The organism is Curtobacterium sp. MCLR17_040 (genome assembly GCF_003234735.1).
GTDB lineage: Bacteria > Actinomycetota > Actinomycetes > Actinomycetales > Microbacteriaceae > Curtobacterium > Curtobacterium flaccumfaciens.
Window position 1 is genome coordinate 81,595 of record NZ_QKTE01000008.1, and the last position, 18,483, is coordinate 100,077.

Genomic DNA, 18,483 nt, shown 5'->3' on the forward strand with positions numbered 1-18,483 from the left:
CGTGAGAAAGGGTCATCCGACGCGGTGGACAGGTGGGCCGAACCCTCCCCGTCCGGCCGGTACACGGGCTCGGGCAGGCGGATCGTCGTCGGTAGGATCGGTGCATGGCAGACATCGTCATCCCGGCCGAACTCCTCCCCACCGACGGTCGCTTCGGCTGCGGTCCGTCGAAGATCCGCGGCGCCCAGCTCGAGTCCCTCGTGACGCGCGGTGCCACGATCCTCGGCACCTCGCACCGCCAGAAGCCCGTGAAGGACCTGGTCGGCAGCGTCCGCTCCGGTCTCGCCGACCTGTTCCAGATCCCCGAGGGCTACGAGGTTGTCCTCGGCAACGGTGGCTCGACCGCGTTCTGGGACGCCGCCGCGTTCGGCCTCATCGAGCGCCGTGCCGAGAACCTGTCCTTCGGCGAGTTCGGGTCGAAGTTCGCCAAGGCCGCAGCGGCCCCGTGGCTTGAGGCTCCGCACGTCGTCGAGGCGCCGGGTGGCTCCCTCGCCGCACTCGAGCCGGTGGAGGGCGTGGACGTCTACGCCTATCCGCACAACGAGACCTCGACGGGCGTCATGGCCCCGGTCGTCCGCGCGACCGGTGACGCCGGCGCCCTCACCGTCGTCGACGCGACCAGCGCCGCCGGTGGTGCCCTGTTCGACGTCAGCGCCACCGACGTCTACTACTTCGCCCCGCAGAAGAACTTCGCCTCGGACGGCGGGCTCTGGCTCGCGCTGCTCTCCCCCGCCGCGATCGAGCGGATCGAGCGCATTGCCGCCTCCGACCGGTACATCCCGGAGTTCCTGTCGCTCAAGAACGCCGTCGACAACTCGCGCCTGAACCAGACCCTGAACACCCCGGCGATCTCCACGCTGCTGCTCCTCGACGAGCAGGTGCGGTGGATGAACGAGTCCGGCGGCCTGGCGTGGGCGGACCTCCGCACGAAGACCTCGTCGTCGACGATCTACGACTGGGCCGAGGCCAGCGACTCCGCGACCCCGTTCGTCTCCGACCCCGCCGCTCGCTCCCAGGTCGTCGCCACGATCGACCTCGACGACTCGATCGACGCCAAGGCCGTGGCCGCGACCCTGCGTGCGAACGGCATCGTCGACACCGAGCCGTACCGGAAGCTCGGCCGCAACCAGCTGCGCGTCGCGACGTTCACCGCGATCGACCCGGACGACGTCGCAAAGCTCGTGCGCGCGATCGACTTCACGATCGACGCCCTGCGCTGACGTCGGGGACACCCGCCGGAACGAGGACGGGCCCGGCACCACCGGATCGGTGGTGCCGGGCCCGTTCGTCGGTCCGGGTGGGTCAGGCGCGGTGGAAGCCCGGGTCGGCCTCGCCGGCGTCGAGCTGGTCGACCTCGAGATCGGCGTCGGGCTCGAACGGCTGGACGCGGCGGGCACGGCGGCGACGGGGCGGCTGCGGGGCCTCGTCCTCGGTGTCGGTGTCGGTGTCGGTGTCGCTCACATCGGCGAGCGCATCGACGTCCACGCCCTCGATGTCGTCGTCGTCCGACTCGTCGAGGTCGTCCTCGTCGGCGTCGAACTCGTCGTCATCGTCGTCGTCCGACTCGTCGTCGTCCTCGTCGTCATCCGAGTCGTCGTAGTCGTCGTCCTCGTCCGAGTCCTCGTCGTCGTCCTCATCCGACTCGTCGTCGTAGTCCTCGTCGTCCGAGTCCTCGTCCGCCGCGTCCTCGCCCTCGTGCTCCTGCGCGGCCCGGTACTCGGCCAGCCGCTCGGACCACGGCACCCACTCCGGCGCGACGAGCGAGCCGTCCCCGGGCATCAGCTCGACCTCGAGCACGGTGGGTTCGTCGTCGCCGATCTTCGCAACGCTGACGGTCCAGCGCCACCCGGGGTACCCGGGCAGGCGGTTGGCGAACAGGACGGACACGACGCCGTCCCCTTCGTCCACCGTGCCGACGGGTGCGCCGACGGTCGACTCGGGGGTGACCTCGAGCAACGCCTCGCGCGCCAGGTCGGTGTAGTCAACGGACGCTGCGTCGGTGGACACGGCGTCAGTGGACACGGCGTCAGTCGACGCTGCGTCGGGAGCCGTCTCGGCCCCTGCTGTCTCGGACTCGGTCATGGGGTCACGCCTCCAACTGGTCTGCGACGTGCCGCAGGATGGCGGCGATGCGATCGCCGTTCTTCGGGTAGCGGCCGTGGCGGAGGTCTCCGCTGATCCGGTCGAGTTCCTTCACCAGGTCCTCGACGATCACGGCCATGTCGTCCGCGGAGCGACGGGTCATCCGCGACAGCGACGGCTGGGGCTCGAGCAGCCGCACGGACAACGCCTGCGACCCCTTCTTGCCCTGGACGACGCCGTACTCCAGGCGCGTGCCGGCCTTGACGGTCACGACGCCGTCGGGCAGCGAGGACGCGTGCAGGAACACCTGGTCGCCGTCGTCTCCGGTGATGAAGCCGAAGCCCTTGTCGTCGTCGTAGAACTTGACCTTGCCGGTGGGCATGCGTGGACTCCTCGAGGTCGTGGTACGGCCGTGGTGCGTCGGATATCCTGGGTCGATGGCCAAGCCGACCCGATCAACCGGGAACCCGCAGGACTCCGCAGAACCCCCGGTGACGTTCAATCGTACCGAACGCGCTCTCGCGTTCATGATCGGTGGGATCATCATCCTCGGCCTGCTCTGCTTCGTCGCGATGATCATCATGTGGCTCACCGCTCCCAGCGCCCAGGGTGCGATGCCGTGGCCGGTGGTCATGGCGATCCCGCTCTACGGCTTCCCGATCGCCATGGTGCTGGTCTTCACGCTCCTCGGCATCACCTGGACACGTCGCGCACGAGCGAACCGGACGGCTCGCTGACGTCCGCCCCGGACGCTGGCACCGGACGATGACGACCACCGCCGACCTCGCCGCCCGACTCCGGGCGATGCCGGACGATGCGCTCGAGCGCCTCGTCGCGGCGAGGCGACTCCCCACCGCTGCACTCGCCGAGACCGGCCCGCAGCGCATCACCGACTTCTTCGACCTCGCCGAGGCGCTCCGCAGCGACGACGCCGTGGACGCCGCCGTCGAGCACCTGCCGCGCGCCACGATCCTGGCGCTTCGCGACGGCGGAGCCGTCGACGCGCTCGGCCCCGCGATCGAGCTCGGCCTCGCCGACGAGGACGGCGCGGTCGACGACGCGGTCGCCGCTCGCGTGGCCGCCCACCCCGACCTCACCTCGCTCGACGAGCAGCCTGGAGGCCCGGAGCAGGTCCGCCCCGCTGCTCCCGCCCTCGACGCCGCGGCACTCGAGCGTGCGCGCACCACGGGTGCGGAGCAGGCGTTCGCGACGATGACCGTGCTCGCCGAGCTGCTGCGGGCGGTCGACGCCGGCGCGGTCCGCGAACTCGTCAAGGGCGGGATCGGCATGCCGCTCGCCCGCACCCTCGCCGAGCGCATCGGCACCGATGCCGAGCTCGTCGCCGGTCGCCTGGCGCTGCTCGACGGCATCGGGTTCGCCGACCCCGACACCGGGCGGTGGATCGTCACCGACCCCGGGCACGCGTGGTTGCTCGCGAGCTGGCCGGAGCGCTGGGTGTCGCTGGTGGCCGCGTGGTCGGACACGCTCCCGCCCGCCGTGCACCAGGTGCTCGAGCTGGCCGACGGGGACCTGCGCGACCTCGTGCCGCTCGGGCGCTGGGCGTACCCGGCGGGGTCCCGCTGGCTCGACGCCCTGCTGCTCGACGTCGCCGGCACCGCGGCGTCGCTCGGCCTGGCGGTCGACGGCATCGTGACGAGCACCGGTCGGGCGCTCCTCGACGGCGACGCCGAGCAGGCCGCCGACGACCTGCCGGGCACCGTCGAGCGGGTCTACCTGCAGCACGACCTCACCGTCATCGCACCGGGGCCGCTCGCGCCGGTGGACGACGACGCCCTGCGCACCGTCGCCGTGCTCGAGGCACCGGGACTCGCGGCGCGCTACCGCATCTCCGAGGACACCCTGCGCGCGGCGTTCCGGGCCGGACACTCCCGCGACGACCTGCTGTCCCTGCTCGGACGGCTGTCGGCCACCGGGATCCCGCAGCCCCTCGCCTACCTGATCGACCAGGTGGCCGGACGCGACGGCAGCATCGTCGTCGACCGGGGGCCGGGCGGCGTCGGGACCGAGGTCCGCGGCACCGCCGACCAGCTCGACCTCGTCGGGGTGGACGCCGAGCTCCGGCAGCTCGCGTGGGAGCGGCCCGACCTGACGACGCTGACCACTCGCTACCCGCCGCACGTCGTGCACACCGCGCTCGAGGACCAGCGCTACCCGGCCGTCCTGACGACCGCAGCCCGCCCCGAGGCGCACCACGGGCCTCCCGGCCGGCGCAGCCCCACCGGACGCTCGCCGGAGCAGTCGGCGCACGCACTCGTCGAACGGCTCCGCCTGACGACGCAGCGCGGCGACGCGGAGCCGGAGCAGGAGTGGCTGGGTCGGCAGATCGACCTGGCCGTGCGCGGACGCACGCCGATCCGTGTGACCGTCCGGATGCCGGACGGCTCGGAGCGGCCGTTCTCGATCGTGCCGACCTCGGTCGCGGCCGGACGCGTCCGCGGGCGGGACACGGCCGTCGACGTCGAGCGCACCCTGCCGCTGTCACTCGTCGTGTCGGTCGAGAGCGACGCCTGAGCCGCGCGGTCACCCGCACGCAGGTGCCGACGGCTAGGCTGGCAGGTCATGAACGGACCGCTGATCGTGCAGAGCGACCGCACCGTGCTCCTCGAGGTCGCGCACCCCGATGCCGAGGACGCACGCCACGAGCTCGCGGCCTTCGCCGAGCTCGAACGCGCTCCCGAGCACGTGCACACCTACCGGATCACCCGCCTCGGACTCTGGAACGCGCGCGCCGCGGGCCACGACGCCGAGGCGATGATCGACACCCTGGAACGCTTCGCGAAGTTCCCCGTGCCGCAGAGCGTCACGGTCGACATCCGCGACACGGTCTCGCGCTACGGCCGGCTCGTGATCCGTCGCGAGGAACGGCCCGACGCGCCCGTGATCGCGAACTCCCCGACCGAGGAACTCGAGCGCCTGCCGCTCCTGCTCCTCACCGCCGAGGACCCGTCAGTGCTGGCCGAGGTCATCCGGTCGAAGCGCATCAAGCCGTTGCTCGGTGACATGCGGTCCTCGACCGAGGTCGAGCTGCAGCCGTGGGCGCGGGGGCAGATCAAGCAGGAGCTCGTGAAGCTCGGCTGGCCGGCGGAGGACCTGGCGGGCTACACCCCGGGCCAGCCGCACCCGATCGACCTGGACACCGCCGAGTGGCACATGCGGCCGTACCAGGAGCAGGCGGTCGACACGTTCTTCGCCCAGGGCTCCGGCGTCGTCGTGCTGCCCTGTGGCGCGGGCAAGACACTCGTCGGCGCGGGCGCGATGGCGACCGTCAAGGCGACCACGCTCATCCTCGTGACGAACACCGTGTCGGCGCGGCAGTGGCGCACCGAGCTCCTCAAGCGCACGACCCTGACGCCGGAGGACATCGGCGAGTACTCGGGCAGCGTCAAGGAGATCCGGCCGGTCACGATCGCGACCTACCAGATCCTCACCGCCCGCCGGAAGGGCGAGTACACGCACCTGTCGCTCCTCGACGCCCTCGACTGGGGGCTCATCGTCTACGACGAGGTGCACCTGCTGCCCGCGCCGGTGTTCAAGCTGACCGCCGACCTGCAGGCCCGCCGACGCCTTGGCCTCACCGCGACGCTCGTGCGCGAGGACGGCCGCGAGGGCGACGTCTTCTCGCTCATCGGGCCGAAGCGGTACGACGCCCCGTGGAAGGAGATCGAGGCGCAGGGGTACATCTCCCCGGCCTCCTGCTACGAGGTCCGCATCGACCTGCCGCACCAGGACCGCCTGGAGTACGCGGCGTCGAGCGACGACGAGCGCTACCGGCTCGCCGCGACGTCCCCGGCCAAGACCCCGGTGGTGCGGGAACTCATCGAGAAGCACCGTGGTGAGCAGATCCTGGTGATCGGGCAGTACATCGACCAGCTCGACGAACTGGCCGCGTCGCTCGACGCCGCGGAGATCACGGGGGCGACCCCGGTCGACGAACGGGAGCGGCTGTACGACGCGTTCCGGTCCGGCGAGGTCGACGTGCTCGTCGTCTCGAAGGTCGCGAACTTCTCGATCGACCTGCCCGACGCGACCGTCGCCATCCAGGTCTCCGGCTCGTTCGGATCCCGGCAGGAAGAGGCGCAGCGGCTCGGCCGGCTCCTCCGCCCGAACAAGGACGGCCTGCCCGCGTCGTTCTACACGCTCGTGGCCCGGGACACCGTCGACCAGGACTTCGCGCAGAACCGGCAGCGGTTCCTGGCGGAGCAGGGGTACTCGTACACGATCCTCGATGCTGACCAGGTCCAGACGCCCGTGGGCTGACGTACGAACCGCTCTCAGGAAACCCCGAGGGAACAGTCAGAAGATAAGACCATGAGCGATGGCCCCAAGATCCTGATCGTCGACGACGAGCCGAACATCCGCGACCTCCTGACGACCTCGTTGCGCTTCGCCGGCTTCGCCGTGCGTGCGGTGGGCAACGGAGCACAGGCGATCTCCGCCGTGCTGGAAGAAGAGCCGGACCTCATCATCCTCGACGTGATGCTGCCCGACATGAACGGCTTCGGTGTCACCAAGCGCCTGCGTTCCTCGGGCTACACCTCGCCGATCCTGTTCCTGACGGCGAAGGACGACACCGAGGACAAGATCACCGGCCTCACCGTCGGCGGCGACGACTACGTCACCAAGCCGTTCTCGCTCGACGAGATCGTCGCCCGCATCAAGGCCATCCTCCGTCGCACCATGAACGACGAGGAAGACGCGATCATCCGCGCCGGCGAGCTCACGATGGACCAGGACACGCACGAGGTCACGATCGGCGATGCCCAGATCGAGCTCTCGCCCACCGAGTTCAAGCTGCTCCGGTACCTCATGCTCAACCCGAACCGCGTGCTGTCGAAGGCGCAGATCCTCGACCACGTGTGGGAGTACGACTTCAACGGCGACGCCGGCATCGTCGAGAGCTACATCTCGTACCTGCGCCGCAAGCTCGACCAGTACTCCGCCGAGCCGATCATCCAGACCAAGCGCGGCTTCGGCTACATGCTGAAGGCGTCCAAGGCTTCGTAGGAGCAGGAGTCCCGCGGGGCTCGACTTCACGGCGGTCGTCCGGTTTCACCGGGCGGCCGCTGTCTATCGTTGGGGCAGCATGCACACGCGAATGAACCACTGGTGGGACGGGATCTCCCTGCGCACCAAGATCACCGGGATCACGGTGCTGCTCGTCGCGCTCGGATTGCTCGTCGCCGGACTCGGCACGATGACCGTGCTGTCCACCTACCTCATGCAGCAGCTCGACAACACGGTCAAGCAGACGACCGAACAGCTCGAGGGCCAGAACATCAGCGACGGCGAGCAGTACTGCAAGCTGTCCGTCGTGGTGTCGCAGAGCGCCTACGTCGCCGCGTACGATGCCGACGGCGACCGGATCTGCCAGACGAAGGCGTCGAGCCGGCCCGACGTCCGTGAGGCCACCCTGGTCGAGGCCTCGCAGGCGAACCAGCGCATCTCGCTCTACGACAGCCAGCACAACCACGAGTGGCGTGCGCAGATCATCCCGGCGTCGCTGCAGAACCAGTCCGACGGCACCACCGAGACCGGATACGTCCTCATCGCGGTCTCCAGTGCCGGTACCGACGAGACGATCGGCAAGTTCACCGCGATCTTCCTCGGGTTCGGTGCCTCGGTCATCCTGCTCGGCGCCATGCTCACCCGGCTGCTCGTCACCGCGACGTTCGACCCGCTGCGCGACGTCGAGGACACCGCCGCACGGTTCGCCGCGGGCGACTTCAACCAGCGCCTCGAGGCCGACACCCCGAACACCGAGGTCGGCCGACTCAACCGCTCCCTCAACGTCATGCTCGAGCGGATCGACTCCGCGTTCGAGGACCGTGAGCGCACCATCGCCCAGATGCGCCGGTTCGTCGGGGACGCCTCGCACGAGCTCCGCACGCCACTGGTGTCCCTGCGCGGGTACGCCGAGCTGTACCGGATGGGTGCCCTGCGCAAGGAAGAGGACGTCGCCCAGGCGATGGAGCGCATCGAGAAGGAAGCGCAGCGGATGGGCCTGCTCGTGCAGGACCTGCTGCAGCTCGCCCGCATCGACGAGTCGAAGCCGCTCGAGCTCGGCCCGGTCGACCTCGTCGCCATCGCCCGCGACTCGGCGCTCGACACGATGGCCTCCAACCCCGACCGCGAGATCCAGGTCCTCGTCGAGGACTCCCTCACCGGCGAGAGCGTGCCCCAGGCCGTCCGCCCGTCGGCGTCGGCGTCGTCGTCCATCGGCTCTCCGGACTCCGGCGAAGCACCGCCCGTGTCGCCCACCTCGGCGAACACCACCGGGCCGATCGCGTTCTCGCGCCAGACCATCGCGCGTCTGCGGGCCCGTCGGACCCGCGCCATGAACATCGACGCCGGCGCCGCACCGACCGACGAGACCACCCCGCTGCCCACGGTCGTGCTGCCGAAGCGCCCGCCGATCGTCCTGGCGGAGGAGAACAAGATCCGCCAGATCGTCACGAACCTGATGGGCAACGCCATGCGGTTCACGGCGAACGACGACCCGATCGAGATCGGCATCGGCGTGGACGACGAGCGCGGCATGGCACACCTCGATGTGATCGACCACGGTGAGGGCATCCCGCCGCAGCTGCGCGAGAAGATCTTCCAGCGCTTCTGGCGTGCGGACACCTCCCGCGCCCGGGACACCGGCGGCTCGGGCCTCGGGCTCGCCATCGTGTCCGGCATCGTCGCGGCGCACCACGGCTCCGTAGAGGTCTTCGACACCGAGGGCGGCGGCGCCACCTTCCGCGTCTGGCTCCCCCTGCTCCCCCGCGACTTCGCCGCCTGACCCGCGCGGGCCGCTGACCGAGGTAGCGCTAACTGCCGCCCATCCCGCGCTCTCACGGCGCAACGTGCGACCTGGGTGACGAACGCACGGCGTGTTGTGCGACCGTCGCAAGCAAGCGTCGGACCCTTCGGAGGGACAACCCGCCGACGTCACGACGAGCGCGAGACGAAGGCCTGGCGCAGACGCTCGAACAGCACAGCAGGGCGAGCGGCATCAGCCCGCGTTGCATGCAGGACGAGCCAGCCGTTGACCGCCATACCGTTGTCACGCCGCTGGTCGTACTGGAAGACATCCTGCTCGCGGTGGTGATCGCCGTCGTACTCCAACGCGATCCGACGTTCCGGCCAGGCCATGTCCACGCGTCCGAGGAACCGGCCGTGGTGATCCGTCACCTCGACCTGCAGTTCCGGCTCGGCGAAGCCCGCGTCCACCACGGCGAGCCGAAGCCAGGTCTCCATCGGTGACTCGGCACCGACGCGCACCCGCGCGATCGCGGCACGAGCGACCGCGATCCACCGAGATCCACCGAGATCCGGGCACGATGCTCTTGGCGAGCGTGTCGATCGTGCAGAGTCCGCTCTTGCCCACCAGGAAATCGCCCACCGCGACGAGTTGCTGCACGCTGAGCAGACCGGCGCACTCCCGCCACGCAAGCTCTGGAGTGCTGAGCCGCATCCCCTGCCGCTCGCAGCTGGTAGCTCCGGACCGGCGACGGTGTCCTTTGACCTGTGGACGTCGCATCACCGGGCCGGTTCCGTCGGTCGTGACGTGGACGGGGACTTCGGCACCGTGCGGGAGCGGTGCTCCCCACAGCGCGGCGGCCGTCGTGTGGCTCAGGTACTGGTCCGGACGGAGCACCAGGCCGACTGCCGCGACGATCGACATCGTGGCGTCGGTCGACCGGACGCCATGCACGGGACGGACGAGATCACGTCGACGGAGACGACCCGGATCGACGCCGAACCCGATGGCGTCACGGACCAGGAAGCCGGCGGAGTCGAGCGTCTCAGGGAGCGGACGAGGCTTCGGCATGTCCCGAGTGTCGCGACCCGGCTGCCCGCGCGACCCCCTCGGGAGCGCATCTGTGGAGAACGACCGGTGCCGGGCCTCCTGTGCGCTTCATGCTGATCGCGCAACATGCCGTCTCCAGAACGCCGTGGTCGCACAAACTGCCGGGGCGGCATCCGCGAAGCGGCAGTTCGTGCGATCTCGGCCCAACCGGCCCCGCTCACACAGAAGGGCCCCACACGCGCAGCGTGCGGGGCCCTTCCGTCAGGCGGACTTAGAAGTCCATGCCACCCGTCGGGTCGCCAGCCGGAGCAGCAGGGGTGCGCTCGGGCTTCTCGGCGACGACGACCTCGGTGGTCAGGAACAGACCGGCGATCGACGCAGCGTTCTGCAGCGCCGAACGCGTGACCTTGGCGGGGTCGATGATGCCGGCAGCGATCAGGTCGACGTACTCGCCGGTCGCGGCGTTGAGGCCCCAACCCGACTCGAGCTCGCGGACCTTGGCGGCGACGACGCCCGGCTCGAGACCGGCGTTCAGCGCGATCTGCTTGAGCGGCGCGTCGATGGCCACGCGGACGATGTTCGCACCGGTCGCCTCGTCACCCTCGAGCTCGAGGGCCTCGAGTGCGACGGCACCGGCCTGGATGAGGGCGACGCCACCACCGGCGACGATGCCCTCTTCGACGGCAGCCTTCGCGTTGCGGACGGCGTCCTCGATGCGGTGCTTGCGCTCCTTGAGCTCGACCTCGGTCGCGGCACCCGCCTTGATGACGGCGACGCCACCGGCGAGCTTCGCGAGGCGCTCCTGGAGCTTCTCGCGGTCGTAGTCGGAGTCGGTCGCCTCGATCTCGGCACGGATCTGGCGGACACGGCCGGCGATCTGCTCGGCGTCGCCGGCACCCTCGACGATCGTGGTCTCGTCCTTGGTGATGACGACCTTGCGGGCACGACCGAGCAGGTCGAGCGTCGCGTTCTCGAGCTTGAGGCCGACCTCTTCCGAGATGACCTGGCCACCGGTCAGGATCGCGATGTCCTGCAGCATGGCCTTGCGGCGGTCGCCGAAGCCCGGAGCCTTGACGGCGACGGACTTGAAGATGCCGCGGATCTTGTTCACGACGAGCGTGGCCAGGGCCTCGCCGTCGACGTCCTCGGCGATGATCAGGAGCTGCTTGCCAGCCTGGATCACCTTGTCGACGACCGGCAGGAGGTCCTTGATGTTCGAGATCTTCGAGTTGACGATCAGGATGTAGGCGTCCTCGAAGACGGCTTCCTGACGCTCGGGGTCGGTGACGAAGTACTGCGACAGGTAGCCCTTGTCGAAGCGCATGCCCTCGGTGAGCTCGAGCTCGGTGCCGAAGGTGTTCGACTCCTCGACGGTGACGACGCCTTCCTTGCCGACCTTATCGATGGCCTCGGCGATGAGCGCGCCGATGGTCGGGTCAGCGGCCGAGATCGACGCGGTCGCGGCGATCTGGTCCTTGGTCTCGATGTCCTTCGCGTTGGCGAGGAGCTGGTCGGAGACGGCGGCGACGGCCTTCTCGATGCCGCGCTTGAGCGACACGGGGTCGGCACCGGCGGCGACGTTGCGCAGGCCTTCGCGGACGAGCGCCTGGGCGAGGACGGTCGCGGTGGTCGTTCCGTCACCGGCGACGTCGTCGGTCTTCTTGGCGACCTCCTTGACGAGCTCCGCACCGATCTTCTCGTACGGGTCGTCGAGCTCGATCTCCTTGGCGATGGAGACACCGTCGTTCGTGATCGTGGGGGCGCCCCACTTCTTCTCGAGGACGACGTTGCGGCCGCGCGGGCCGAGCGTCACCTTCACGGCGTCGGCCAGCTGGTTCAGGCCGCGCTCGAGGCCACGGCGGGCCTCCTCGTCGAAAGCAATGATCTTAGCCATGTGGTTTTTCGTCCCTCCCGGACGTCGTCTTGGGGGTCGTGCTGGCACTCAGCGTGAGCGAGTGCCAACGCCGATTCTGGCACTCGCCGGGTGTGAGTGCAACACAGTCGGGAGGCTCGTGACGACTTCCCAGGACACGTCGCGTCCGGTGGACCCCGCACCACCGCCGCGGTCGCGCTCCCCGCGCCGGTCACCGTCCCCGCACACGACGAACGCGCCGCCCCTGACGGGACGGCGCGTTCTGGAAGTGGTGCTGCTCAGGCGGGGCGGACGGACTCTGCCTGCGGGCCCTTCGACCCGGTGCCGACGTCGAAGACGACGGCCTGGCCCTCCTCGAGGACCTTGTAACCCGACATGTCGATGGCCGAGTAGTGCACGAACACGTCCTGGCCCCCTCCATCCACGGTGATGAAGCCGAAGCCCTTTTCAGCGTTGAACCACTTCACGGTTCCGTTGGCCATGATCTCTTGCTCCCTGGTACTGCAGTGCGGAACGACGTGATCGTCGTCTGCATGGGACTCTGACCGAACCCGTCCGATCAGGCAAGAGGTGTGACGTTGTTTCACGTCGATTCCGTCAGAAATCAACGTGCTCGAAACACGGCCGTCACACAATGCGCGGAAAACGCGGCGCGACGACCCGCAGAACGACCGATCAGCCGGTGTAGTCGGCGCCGAGGACGACGCTCACGTCGGCGTTCGGGAACGCCGCCGACTGCTGCACGGCCGTGACGCCGAGCTGCTTCGCGATGCCCTGCGCGACCGCCGCCTGCGAAGCCTGCTGGTAGTAGACGATCGTCGACGTGGAGCCCGTCGTGCCGGCGTCACCGGTGGAGGCGACCTGCCAGCCGGCGCCGGTCAGCGCCGCGCTCGCTCGGCTGGCGAGGCCCGTGGTGGTCGTGCCGTTCAGGACGACGACGGTGGTGGTGCCCTGCTGCGCCGGCGTCGCGGCCGCAGCACTGCCCGACCCCGACCCTGCGGAGCCCGAACCGGCCGACGAGGACGCGGACGGCTTGGACGTCGCCGAGGGCTTCGCGGTGGCGGACGCCGACGTGGAGGCCGAGGGGGAATCCGAGCTGTTGAACGAGTAGCTGCCGTTCAGCAGCGCGAGGACGAGCACGCCGATGCCGACGAGCACGCCGGTGGCGAGCGCCGCCCAGGCGAAGGCGATCCAGCCACGGCCGCGACGCTGGGCACCGCGGTGCGCACCGACCCGCGGGCCGTCGGCGACGTCGTCGAACCGGTCTCGGGGGAATCTCGTGCTCATCGTTCCTCTTCACGTCCTTCGGGAGCCGCACCGGGCGCGACGAAGCTGCGCGTCGCCCGGGCGCTGGTGCGCGCGTGACGGAGCCGCTGCAGCCGGCTGACGAGCTGCGGGTCGTACGCGAGTGCCGCGGGCGAGTCGATCACGCGGTTCAGCACCTGGTAGTAGCGCGCCGCCGACATCTCGAACTCCACCCGGATCTCCGCTTCCTTCGTGCGGTCGTGCCGTGCCCGGTCCTGCTCGAACGACAGCACGTGCTTCGCGAGCTCGCTGAGCTGGTCAGCACCGAGCTGGTCAGCACGCAGCTCGTCAGCACTGAGCTCGTCGACGCTGCGTTCGTCGGTGGGGCTGGTCACTGCGGTTCCGATCACGGTCGGGTAACGGGTCTCGCACATCGTAGGGGTGGAGTCGATCCGGACCCTGGCACGGCGCTGGACTGTCGCGAACACCGGTCACAGGTTCGGCGCGCGGAACCAGCGCACACGTGTCCCGAACGGGTCGGAGACGGCCACCGCGACCCCGTCGAGCGAGACCGTCGCGAACGAGTCCGGATCCGCCGCGTCGACGTCGTCGGGCAGCGTCGCCGCCACCCCGCGCAGGATCCCGGTGCGTTCGAGGGCGATCCAGTGCACGCCTCGCGCTCGGATCCCGTCGACGAACCGCTGCCGGTCCGCGCCCGGCACGTAGACCAGGGTCCCGGTGGTCAGGACGACCGGTTCGACGTCGTCCGGCAGGGCGTCCAGTGCACGGTCGAGGTCGCCGGGCAGCGCGCCCCGGATCCGGACTGGAGGCACGGTGAGCGTCGCGGACGCCGCCGCGCGCATCAGGGCGGTCCGGTCCGACGCCTCGGGCGGGACGGCCTCGACCAGCCGGTCGAACGCACCGGGGACCGACAGGTCGATCGGGTTCGGGTCGAGGGCCACCTGGGCGCCGACCCTGATCGGGACGGTCGCGGGAGTGGGAACGGCCCCGGTTGCGTCCGCGACGAGCCGGACCGAGGGCTCGGCGACCGCCGTGTGCATCCGGAGGACTGCGGCCCCGGAACCGACGCGGTAGTCCAGGGTCACCCGGTCCGGGATCGAGCACAGCCCGGCGGCGGCCCCGGCGTCGACCAGGCCGAGCGGACGCGCGGACCGTTCGGCGAGCGCCGCGAACAGCGGAACGACCGGGGCGAGCCGCTGCGGGTCGTTGGCCTGCACCGTGGCGGAGGCGAGGGCCGTGACCAGCGCGGGGCGGGCCTCCAGGCCGAGCGCGCGCAGCGCACCCGGGTCCGACGGGTCCGCGCCCAGCTGCCGCGCGACCGCGAAGAACAGTTCCGGCTGCCGCTGCTGCTCGGGGACCTCGGCGAGGAGCGCGACGAGGGAGTCGTCGAGCGACCGTGCCCAGGCGGCGTACGACGGCGAGACCCTCTGGATGCGGTCGGCGTACGCGTCGTACCGGGCGCGGGTGTCCATCAGCGTCCGGGCCGGTGCATGCCGACGTGGCGGATGCCGGCCTCGTCGTACGGCTCCCCGAACCGCACGAAGCCGTACCGCTCGTACAGGGCGGCGACGTACTCCTGGGCGTGCAGGACGAACGGGTCGTGTCCGTGTTCGTCGAGGACGGCGGCGACGAGCCGGCCGGCGATCCCCTGCCCGCGGTGTCCGGGATCGGTGGCGACCCGGCCGATCACCCACGCCGGCGGTGCCGCGCCGTCGGGGTGGACCTCGTCGGCCGCCGGGCGGATGAGCCGCAGGTACCCAACCGCATCGGTGTCCGTGCCGAACCACCAGTGCTCGGTGTCGGGCTCGCGGTCACGGCCGTCGAAGTCCTCGGCGGTGACCCGCTGCTCGAGCGCGAACACGCGGTTGCGCAGGACGACGATGCCGTACAGTTCGTCCGTCGTCAGACGGGTCCAGCGGGCGTGGTGCACGGAATGCTCGGACATCGTGGCGAGTTTAGTGAAGTGGTCGGGAGTGCCCGGAAGAGCCCGGCCGGAAGCAGGAGGAACCAATGGCATACAACGTCGACAAGTCCGACGCCCAGTGGCGCGAGGAGCTCTCCCCGGACCAGTACGCCGTCCTCCGCCAGGCGGGGACCGAACGACCGTGGACCGGTGAACTCCTCGACGAGGAGCGCGCCGGCGTCTACACCTGTGCGGCCTGCAACGCGGAGCTGTTCAAGAGCGGCACGAAGTTCGACTCCGGCTGCGGCTGGCCGTCGTTCTACGAGTCGGTGAACCCGGACGCCGTGCAGCTCATCGAGGACAACTCCCTCGGCATGGCCCGCACCGAGGTCCGGTGCGCGAACTGCGGTTCGCACCTGGGCCACGTGTTCCCGGACGGGTTCGGCACCCCCACGGGTGACCGGTACTGCATGAACTCGATCTCGCTGAACTTCTCGGAGAAGTCGGGCGAGTGAGCCTCGGACGCCCTCACCGGTAAGATGAGCGGCGTCAGCCGGCATGGCGCAATTGGTAGCGCACCGTACTTGTAATACGGGGGTTGCGGGTTCAAGTCCCGCTGCCGGCCCCAGATGAAGCGATGCCCCGGGCGAAGTCTCGCCCGGGGCATCGGCACACGGAACGCGGATCAGGGGGCGTTCCGGGCGCTGGACGCGGTAACCAGCCGGTCGTGCGACGAGGATGACACCTCACCGACCCGCGCGTCCACACCCTGACCCCACATCCGCGGAAATCCGCACGATGTGCACGAACGCGCAGGGGTCCTGTCCGCTCAGCGCCCGCCGGCTCAGCGCCCGCCGGTGATCTTCCGCTCCCGCTGCGCGACGCCGGCCGTGCCGTAGGGGTAGTCGTCGATGCGGGGAGCGCTGGCGTCGGTCAGCCGGGCGAGCTCGTCGTCGGTGAGCACCAGGTCCGCGGCACCGAGGTTGTCCTCGAGCTGCGACAGGGTGCGGACGCCGAGGATCACGCTCGTGACCGCGGGCCGGGCCAGCAGCCAGGCGAGTGCGACCTGCGACTTCGACGCGTCGTGGGCGTCGGCCACCTCGGAAACGGCGTCGAGCACCTCCCACGTGCGCTCGTCACCGTTGCGGGCTTCCCAGGCCTCCATGCCGCGCTGCGGGTTCTCGCCCAGGCGGGTGGCACCGGACGGGGCCTCGTCGCGCTGGTACTTGCCGGAGAGCCAGCCGCCGGCCAGCGGCGACCAGGGCAGCAGGCCGATGCCGGCGTCGAGGCAGGCGGGCACGACCTCGTGCTCGATGTCGCGGACGAGCAGGTTGTACTGCGGCTGCAGGGTGACGGGCGGCGCCCAGCCGTGGGCCTTCGCCTCGTAGACGGCCTTGGTGACCTGGTAGCCGAGGTAGTTCGAGAACCCGTAGGAGCCGATCTTCCCGGCGGACACGGCGTCGTCGAGGAACCGCAGGGTCTCGTCGATGGGGGTCAGGGCGTCCCACGCGTGCATCTGGTACAGGTCGATGTGGTCGACACCGAGCCGCTCGAGCGAGGCGTCGAGGGCCACGCGCAGATGCCGTCGGGACAAACCGAGGTCGTTCGGGCCGTCGCCCTGCGGGAACCGGCCCTTGGTGGCGAGGACGACCTGTGCGGCCTCGGTGGGGTGTGCTGCGAGCCAGCGGCCGATGATCCGCTCGGACTCGTTGCCGGAGTAGACGTCCGCCGTGTCGACGAGCGTGCCACCGGCGGCCACGAAGGCGTCGAGGATGGCGTGTGAGGTGGGTTCGTCGGCTTCGCTGCCGAACGTCATGGTGCCGAGGGTCAGCGTCGACACCGATGTCCCGCTGTTGCCGAGGAGTCTGTAGTCCATGGCGGGGACGGTACGCCCGGTGCCGGCCGACCGAGGGGACCCACGAGTACCCCTCAGCGCGGGGCGGACAGGAACCGCAGTGCTGCTTCGCGGAACGGCCGCGAGGTCGGGGCGTTGAAGTGGTTGCGCCCGGGGATCCCGAAGAAGGTGGCGTCCGGTGCGGCTTCGGCGAGCCGGACCGCGCTGTCGCGGATGCCGTCCTCGCTGCCGGCGGCGATCAGGAGCGGCTGCGCCGGGGCGTTCTCCGGGGTCGGCTCGATGCTGTTCCGCATCCCCTCGACCATGGCCACGAGCGCGCCGAGGTCGTTGCCCTCGACGTTGCCCGCCATCGTCAGGTAGCCGTTGGTGACGCGGTCCTCGATGGGGGTGCCGTCGGCGATGTACGCCTTCGCCTGGTCGACGCGGACGCGACGCATCGGGTCGGCGTCCGGGATCCCGCCGAACACCGCACGTGAGATCCGGCCGGGCAGCCGTTCGGCGGTGTGCCAGCCGACCCGTGCGCCGAGCGAGTACCCGAGGTACGCGACGTCGTCGAGCAGGTACGTGTCGATGACCGTGGTGACGTCGGCGACGAGCAGGTCCATCGAGTAGGCACCGGGGTCGTGCGGCTTCGCGCTCGCGCCGTGCCCGCGCTGGTCGAGCGCCAGGACCCGGTACCCGGCACGGACCAGGTGCCGCGTCCAGCCCGAGGCGTGCCAGTTGAGCACCGCACCGGAGGCGAAGCCGTGCACCGCGATGACGGCCGGGGCGTCGGGGTCGCCGAAGTCGTAGGTCGCGAGTCGCAGCCCGTCGGGCGACATCACGAACCGGGGGCGGGGCGCTTCGGGGACGAGTGACATGTCCTCTCAAGCGTATCGGGGCAGTGTGGTGGCCATGGACGGCTACGGCGGCGATCAGATCCGGGCGGCGGAACGCCCCCACCTCGACGCGGGGGAACCCCTGATGCAACGGGCCGCCGACGGGCTCGCGCGCATCGTGGGCGACCTGCTGGACGACCCGGCCGTGCGGCCGGTCGACGGGCCGGGATCCGTCCTCGTGCTCGCCGGCAGCGGCGACAACGGCGGTGACGCCCTGTTCGCGGGCGCTCGCCTGGCAGCGGCCGGGAGGCACGTGACGGTCCTGCGCGTCGGCTCCCGTGTCCACGAGGCCGGCCTGGCAGCGGCGCTGGACGCTGGCGCGCGTCTGCTGGACGGCCCGTCCGGCACCTCGGGACCGAACTCGGGCGGAGCGGCCGACATCCTGCGGGCCGCCGGCCGGAGTGACGGCGAACGCCTGGCGGACGTCGCGACCGAGGCGGCACTCGAGGCCGACCTGGTGCTCGACGGCATCCTCGGCATCGGGGTGCACGGCGCGAACGCACTGCGGTCCCCCGCGCGGGACGTCGTGGACGCCATCCGTGAGCTCGCCCGCGACCAGCGCGCGCCGTTCGTCGTCGCGGTGGACGTGCCGAGCGGCATCGACGTGGACACCGGCGGCGTCGCGGACGACCACGTCCTGCACGCCGACGTCACCGTCACCTTCGGCGGCGTGAAGGCCGGCCTGTTGACCGGACCCGCCGCCACCCTCGCCGGGCGGATCGAACTCGTCGACGTCGGGATCGGTGCGGACCTGGCGCCGATGGAGCCGCTGATCCGCACCTGACCCCTCGCCCGTCAGTGCTGCTCGAA

At 70.6% G+C, this 18,483-nt stretch carries 19 protein-coding genes and 1 tRNA gene; 9 read left to right on the top strand and 11 right to left on the bottom strand.

Features of this window, described 5'->3' with window-relative positions:
* Positions 1-104 precede the first annotated feature (104 nt).
* Positions 105-1,220, top strand: a complete 1,116-nt coding sequence (gene serC, locus DEJ01_RS09215) for a phosphoserine transaminase (RefSeq protein ID WP_071404063.1) — start codon at positions 105-107, stop codon at positions 1,218-1,220.
* Positions 1,221-1,302: 82 nt separating this feature from the next.
* Here the strand turns inward: serC and DEJ01_RS09220 are convergent, their stop codons facing one another.
* Complete coding sequence (locus DEJ01_RS09220) at positions 1,303-2,082, bottom strand: DUF3027 domain-containing protein (protein WP_111092793.1); 780 nt, start codon at positions 2,080-2,082, stop codon at positions 1,303-1,305.
* Between the two features lie 4 nt (positions 2,083-2,086).
* Positions 2,087-2,464, bottom strand: coding sequence for a cold-shock protein (locus DEJ01_RS09225; protein ID WP_017888041.1), 378 nt, complete (start codon positions 2,462-2,464; stop codon positions 2,087-2,089).
* Between the two features lie 55 nt (positions 2,465-2,519).
* On the opposite strand from DEJ01_RS09225, the gene DEJ01_RS09230 reads away from it, so the two are divergent.
* From DEJ01_RS09230 to DEJ01_RS09250, 5 genes are all read left to right on the top strand, one after another.
* A complete protein-coding gene (locus tag DEJ01_RS09230) occupies positions 2,520-2,819 on the top strand; it encodes a hypothetical protein (protein WP_128780559.1) in 300 nt (99 codons plus the stop codon).
* A gap of 28 nt (positions 2,820-2,847) precedes the next feature.
* A complete protein-coding gene (locus DEJ01_RS09235; RefSeq protein ID WP_111089033.1) occupies positions 2,848-4,614 on the top strand; it encodes a helicase-associated domain-containing protein in 1,767 nt (588 codons plus the stop codon).
* A 48-nt stretch (positions 4,615-4,662) separates the two neighbouring features.
* Positions 4,663-6,360 carry a DNA repair helicase XPB gene (locus DEJ01_RS09240; protein WP_027466594.1) on the top strand — a complete coding sequence of 566 codons (1,698 nt, stop codon included), beginning with the start codon at positions 4,663-4,665 and terminating at the stop codon, positions 6,358-6,360.
* Between the two features lie 51 nt (positions 6,361-6,411).
* The gene (locus DEJ01_RS09245) at positions 6,412-7,107 is read left to right on the top strand and encodes a response regulator transcription factor (RefSeq protein ID WP_017888045.1); all 696 of its coding nucleotides are present in this window, start codon (positions 6,412-6,414) and stop codon (positions 7,105-7,107) included.
* Positions 7,108-7,186: 79 nt separating this feature from the next.
* Entirely contained in the window at positions 7,187-8,887 is a 1,701-nt protein-coding gene (locus tag DEJ01_RS09250) for a cell wall metabolism sensor histidine kinase WalK (protein WP_111047004.1), read from the top strand.
* A gap of 149 nt (positions 8,888-9,036) precedes the next feature.
* On the opposite strand, the gene DEJ01_RS09255 is transcribed toward DEJ01_RS09250, so the two are convergent.
* The 7 genes from DEJ01_RS09255 to DEJ01_RS09285 all read right to left on the bottom strand — a co-directional run bounded on the left by DEJ01_RS09255 (position 9,037) and on the right by DEJ01_RS09285 (position 14,982).
* Positions 9,037-9,369 carry a hypothetical protein gene (locus tag DEJ01_RS09255; RefSeq protein ID WP_146247578.1) on the bottom strand — a complete coding sequence of 111 codons (333 nt, stop codon included), beginning with the start codon at positions 9,367-9,369 and terminating at the stop codon, positions 9,037-9,039.
* A gap of 800 nt (positions 9,370-10,169) precedes the next feature.
* A complete protein-coding gene (gene groL, locus DEJ01_RS09260) occupies positions 10,170-11,792 on the bottom strand; it encodes a chaperonin GroEL (RefSeq protein WP_017888048.1) in 1,623 nt (540 codons plus the stop codon).
* Positions 11,793-12,049: 257 nt separating this feature from the next.
* Positions 12,050-12,253, bottom strand: a complete 204-nt coding sequence (locus tag DEJ01_RS09265) for a cold-shock protein (protein WP_017888049.1) — start codon at positions 12,251-12,253, stop codon at positions 12,050-12,052.
* Between the two features lie 193 nt (positions 12,254-12,446).
* Positions 12,447-13,058 (bottom strand): LytR C-terminal domain-containing protein, encoded by a 612-nt coding sequence (locus DEJ01_RS09270; RefSeq protein WP_071404071.1) that lies wholly within the window; start codon positions 13,056-13,058, stop codon positions 12,447-12,449.
* Positions 13,055-13,411 carry a DUF3263 domain-containing protein gene (locus DEJ01_RS09275; protein WP_258375672.1) on the bottom strand — a complete coding sequence of 119 codons (357 nt, stop codon included), beginning with the start codon at positions 13,409-13,411 and terminating at the stop codon, positions 13,055-13,057. The genes DEJ01_RS09270 and DEJ01_RS09275 overlap by 4 nt, the downstream gene beginning before the upstream one ends.
* A gap of 96 nt (positions 13,412-13,507) precedes the next feature.
* The gene (locus DEJ01_RS09280; RefSeq protein ID WP_111092796.1) at positions 13,508-14,509 is read right to left on the bottom strand and encodes a DUF2332 family protein; all 1,002 of its coding nucleotides are present in this window, start codon (positions 14,507-14,509) and stop codon (positions 13,508-13,510) included.
* Positions 14,509-14,982 carry a GNAT family N-acetyltransferase gene (locus DEJ01_RS09285; RefSeq protein WP_111032336.1) on the bottom strand — a complete coding sequence of 158 codons (474 nt, stop codon included), beginning with the start codon at positions 14,980-14,982 and terminating at the stop codon, positions 14,509-14,511. Before DEJ01_RS09285 ends, DEJ01_RS09280 begins: the two co-directional genes overlap by 1 nt.
* 65 nt (positions 14,983-15,047) lie before the next feature.
* On the opposite strand from DEJ01_RS09285, the gene msrB reads away from it, so the two are divergent.
* Positions 15,048-15,455, top strand: a complete 408-nt coding sequence (gene msrB / locus DEJ01_RS09290) for a peptide-methionine (R)-S-oxide reductase MsrB (protein WP_027466599.1) — start codon at positions 15,048-15,050, stop codon at positions 15,453-15,455.
* 37 nt (positions 15,456-15,492) lie between these two features.
* Positions 15,493-15,568 (top strand) — tRNA-Thr (locus DEJ01_RS09295).
* 216 nt (positions 15,569-15,784) lie between these two features.
* Here the strand turns inward: DEJ01_RS09295 and DEJ01_RS09300 are convergent.
* Positions 15,785-16,816, bottom strand: coding sequence for an aldo/keto reductase (locus tag DEJ01_RS09300; RefSeq protein ID WP_111032335.1), 1,032 nt, complete (start codon positions 16,814-16,816; stop codon positions 15,785-15,787).
* 53 nt (positions 16,817-16,869) lie between these two features.
* Positions 16,870-17,655: an alpha/beta fold hydrolase gene (locus tag DEJ01_RS09305; protein ID WP_111092797.1), complete on the bottom strand. Its 786-nt coding sequence runs from the start codon at positions 17,653-17,655 to the stop codon at positions 16,870-16,872.
* 34 nt (positions 17,656-17,689) lie between these two features.
* On the opposite strand from DEJ01_RS09305, the gene DEJ01_RS09310 reads away from it, so the two are divergent.
* Positions 17,690-18,457, top strand: coding sequence for an NAD(P)H-hydrate epimerase (locus tag DEJ01_RS09310; RefSeq protein ID WP_111092824.1), 768 nt, complete (start codon positions 17,690-17,692; stop codon positions 18,455-18,457).
* Positions 18,458-18,483 lie beyond the last annotated feature (26 nt).

Excerpts from the sequence above, each read along its gene's own strand:
- DEJ01_RS09310 (WP_111092824.1), top strand. The coding sequence starts at position 17,690 with ATGGACGGCTACGGCGGCGATCAGATCCGGGCGGCGGAACGCCCCCAC.
- msrB (WP_027466599.1), top strand. The coding sequence starts at position 15,048 with ATGGCATACAACGTCGACAAGTCCGACGCCCAGTGGCGCGAGGAGCTC.
- DEJ01_RS09305 (WP_111092797.1), bottom strand. The coding sequence starts at position 17,655 with ATGTCACTCGTCCCCGAAGCGCCCCGCCCCCGGTTCGTGATGTCGCCC.
- DEJ01_RS09230 (WP_128780559.1), top strand. The coding sequence starts at position 2,520 with ATGGCCAAGCCGACCCGATCAACCGGGAACCCGCAGGACTCCGCAGAA.
- DEJ01_RS09250 (WP_111047004.1), top strand. The coding sequence starts at position 7,187 with ATGCACACGCGAATGAACCACTGGTGGGACGGGATCTCCCTGCGCACC.
- DEJ01_RS09240 (WP_027466594.1), top strand. The coding sequence starts at position 4,663 with ATGAACGGACCGCTGATCGTGCAGAGCGACCGCACCGTGCTCCTCGAG.
- groL (WP_017888048.1), bottom strand. The coding sequence starts at position 11,792 with ATGGCTAAGATCATTGCTTTCGACGAGGAGGCCCGCCGTGGCCTCGAG.
- DEJ01_RS09245 (WP_017888045.1), top strand. The coding sequence starts at position 6,412 with ATGAGCGATGGCCCCAAGATCCTGATCGTCGACGACGAGCCGAACATC.
- DEJ01_RS09225 (WP_017888041.1), bottom strand. The coding sequence starts at position 2,464 with ATGCCCACCGGCAAGGTCAAGTTCTACGACGACGACAAGGGCTTCGGC.
- DEJ01_RS09235 (WP_111089033.1), top strand. The coding sequence starts at position 2,848 with ATGACGACCACCGCCGACCTCGCCGCCCGACTCCGGGCGATGCCGGAC.
- serC (WP_071404063.1), top strand. The coding sequence starts at position 105 with ATGGCAGACATCGTCATCCCGGCCGAACTCCTCCCCACCGACGGTCGC.
- DEJ01_RS09280 (WP_111092796.1), bottom strand. The coding sequence starts at position 14,509 with ATGGACACCCGCGCCCGGTACGACGCGTACGCCGACCGCATCCAGAGG.
- DEJ01_RS09265 (WP_017888049.1), bottom strand. The coding sequence starts at position 12,253 with ATGGCCAACGGAACCGTGAAGTGGTTCAACGCTGAAAAGGGCTTCGGC.
- DEJ01_RS09220 (WP_111092793.1), bottom strand. The coding sequence starts at position 2,082 with ATGACCGAGTCCGAGACAGCAGGGGCCGAGACGGCTCCCGACGCAGCG.
- DEJ01_RS09300 (WP_111032335.1), bottom strand. The coding sequence starts at position 16,816 with ATGGACTACAGACTCCTCGGCAACAGCGGGACATCGGTGTCGACGCTG.
- DEJ01_RS09270 (WP_071404071.1), bottom strand. The coding sequence starts at position 13,058 with ATGAGCACGAGATTCCCCCGAGACCGGTTCGACGACGTCGCCGACGGC.
- DEJ01_RS09285 (WP_111032336.1), bottom strand. The coding sequence starts at position 14,982 with ATGTCCGAGCATTCCGTGCACCACGCCCGCTGGACCCGTCTGACGACG.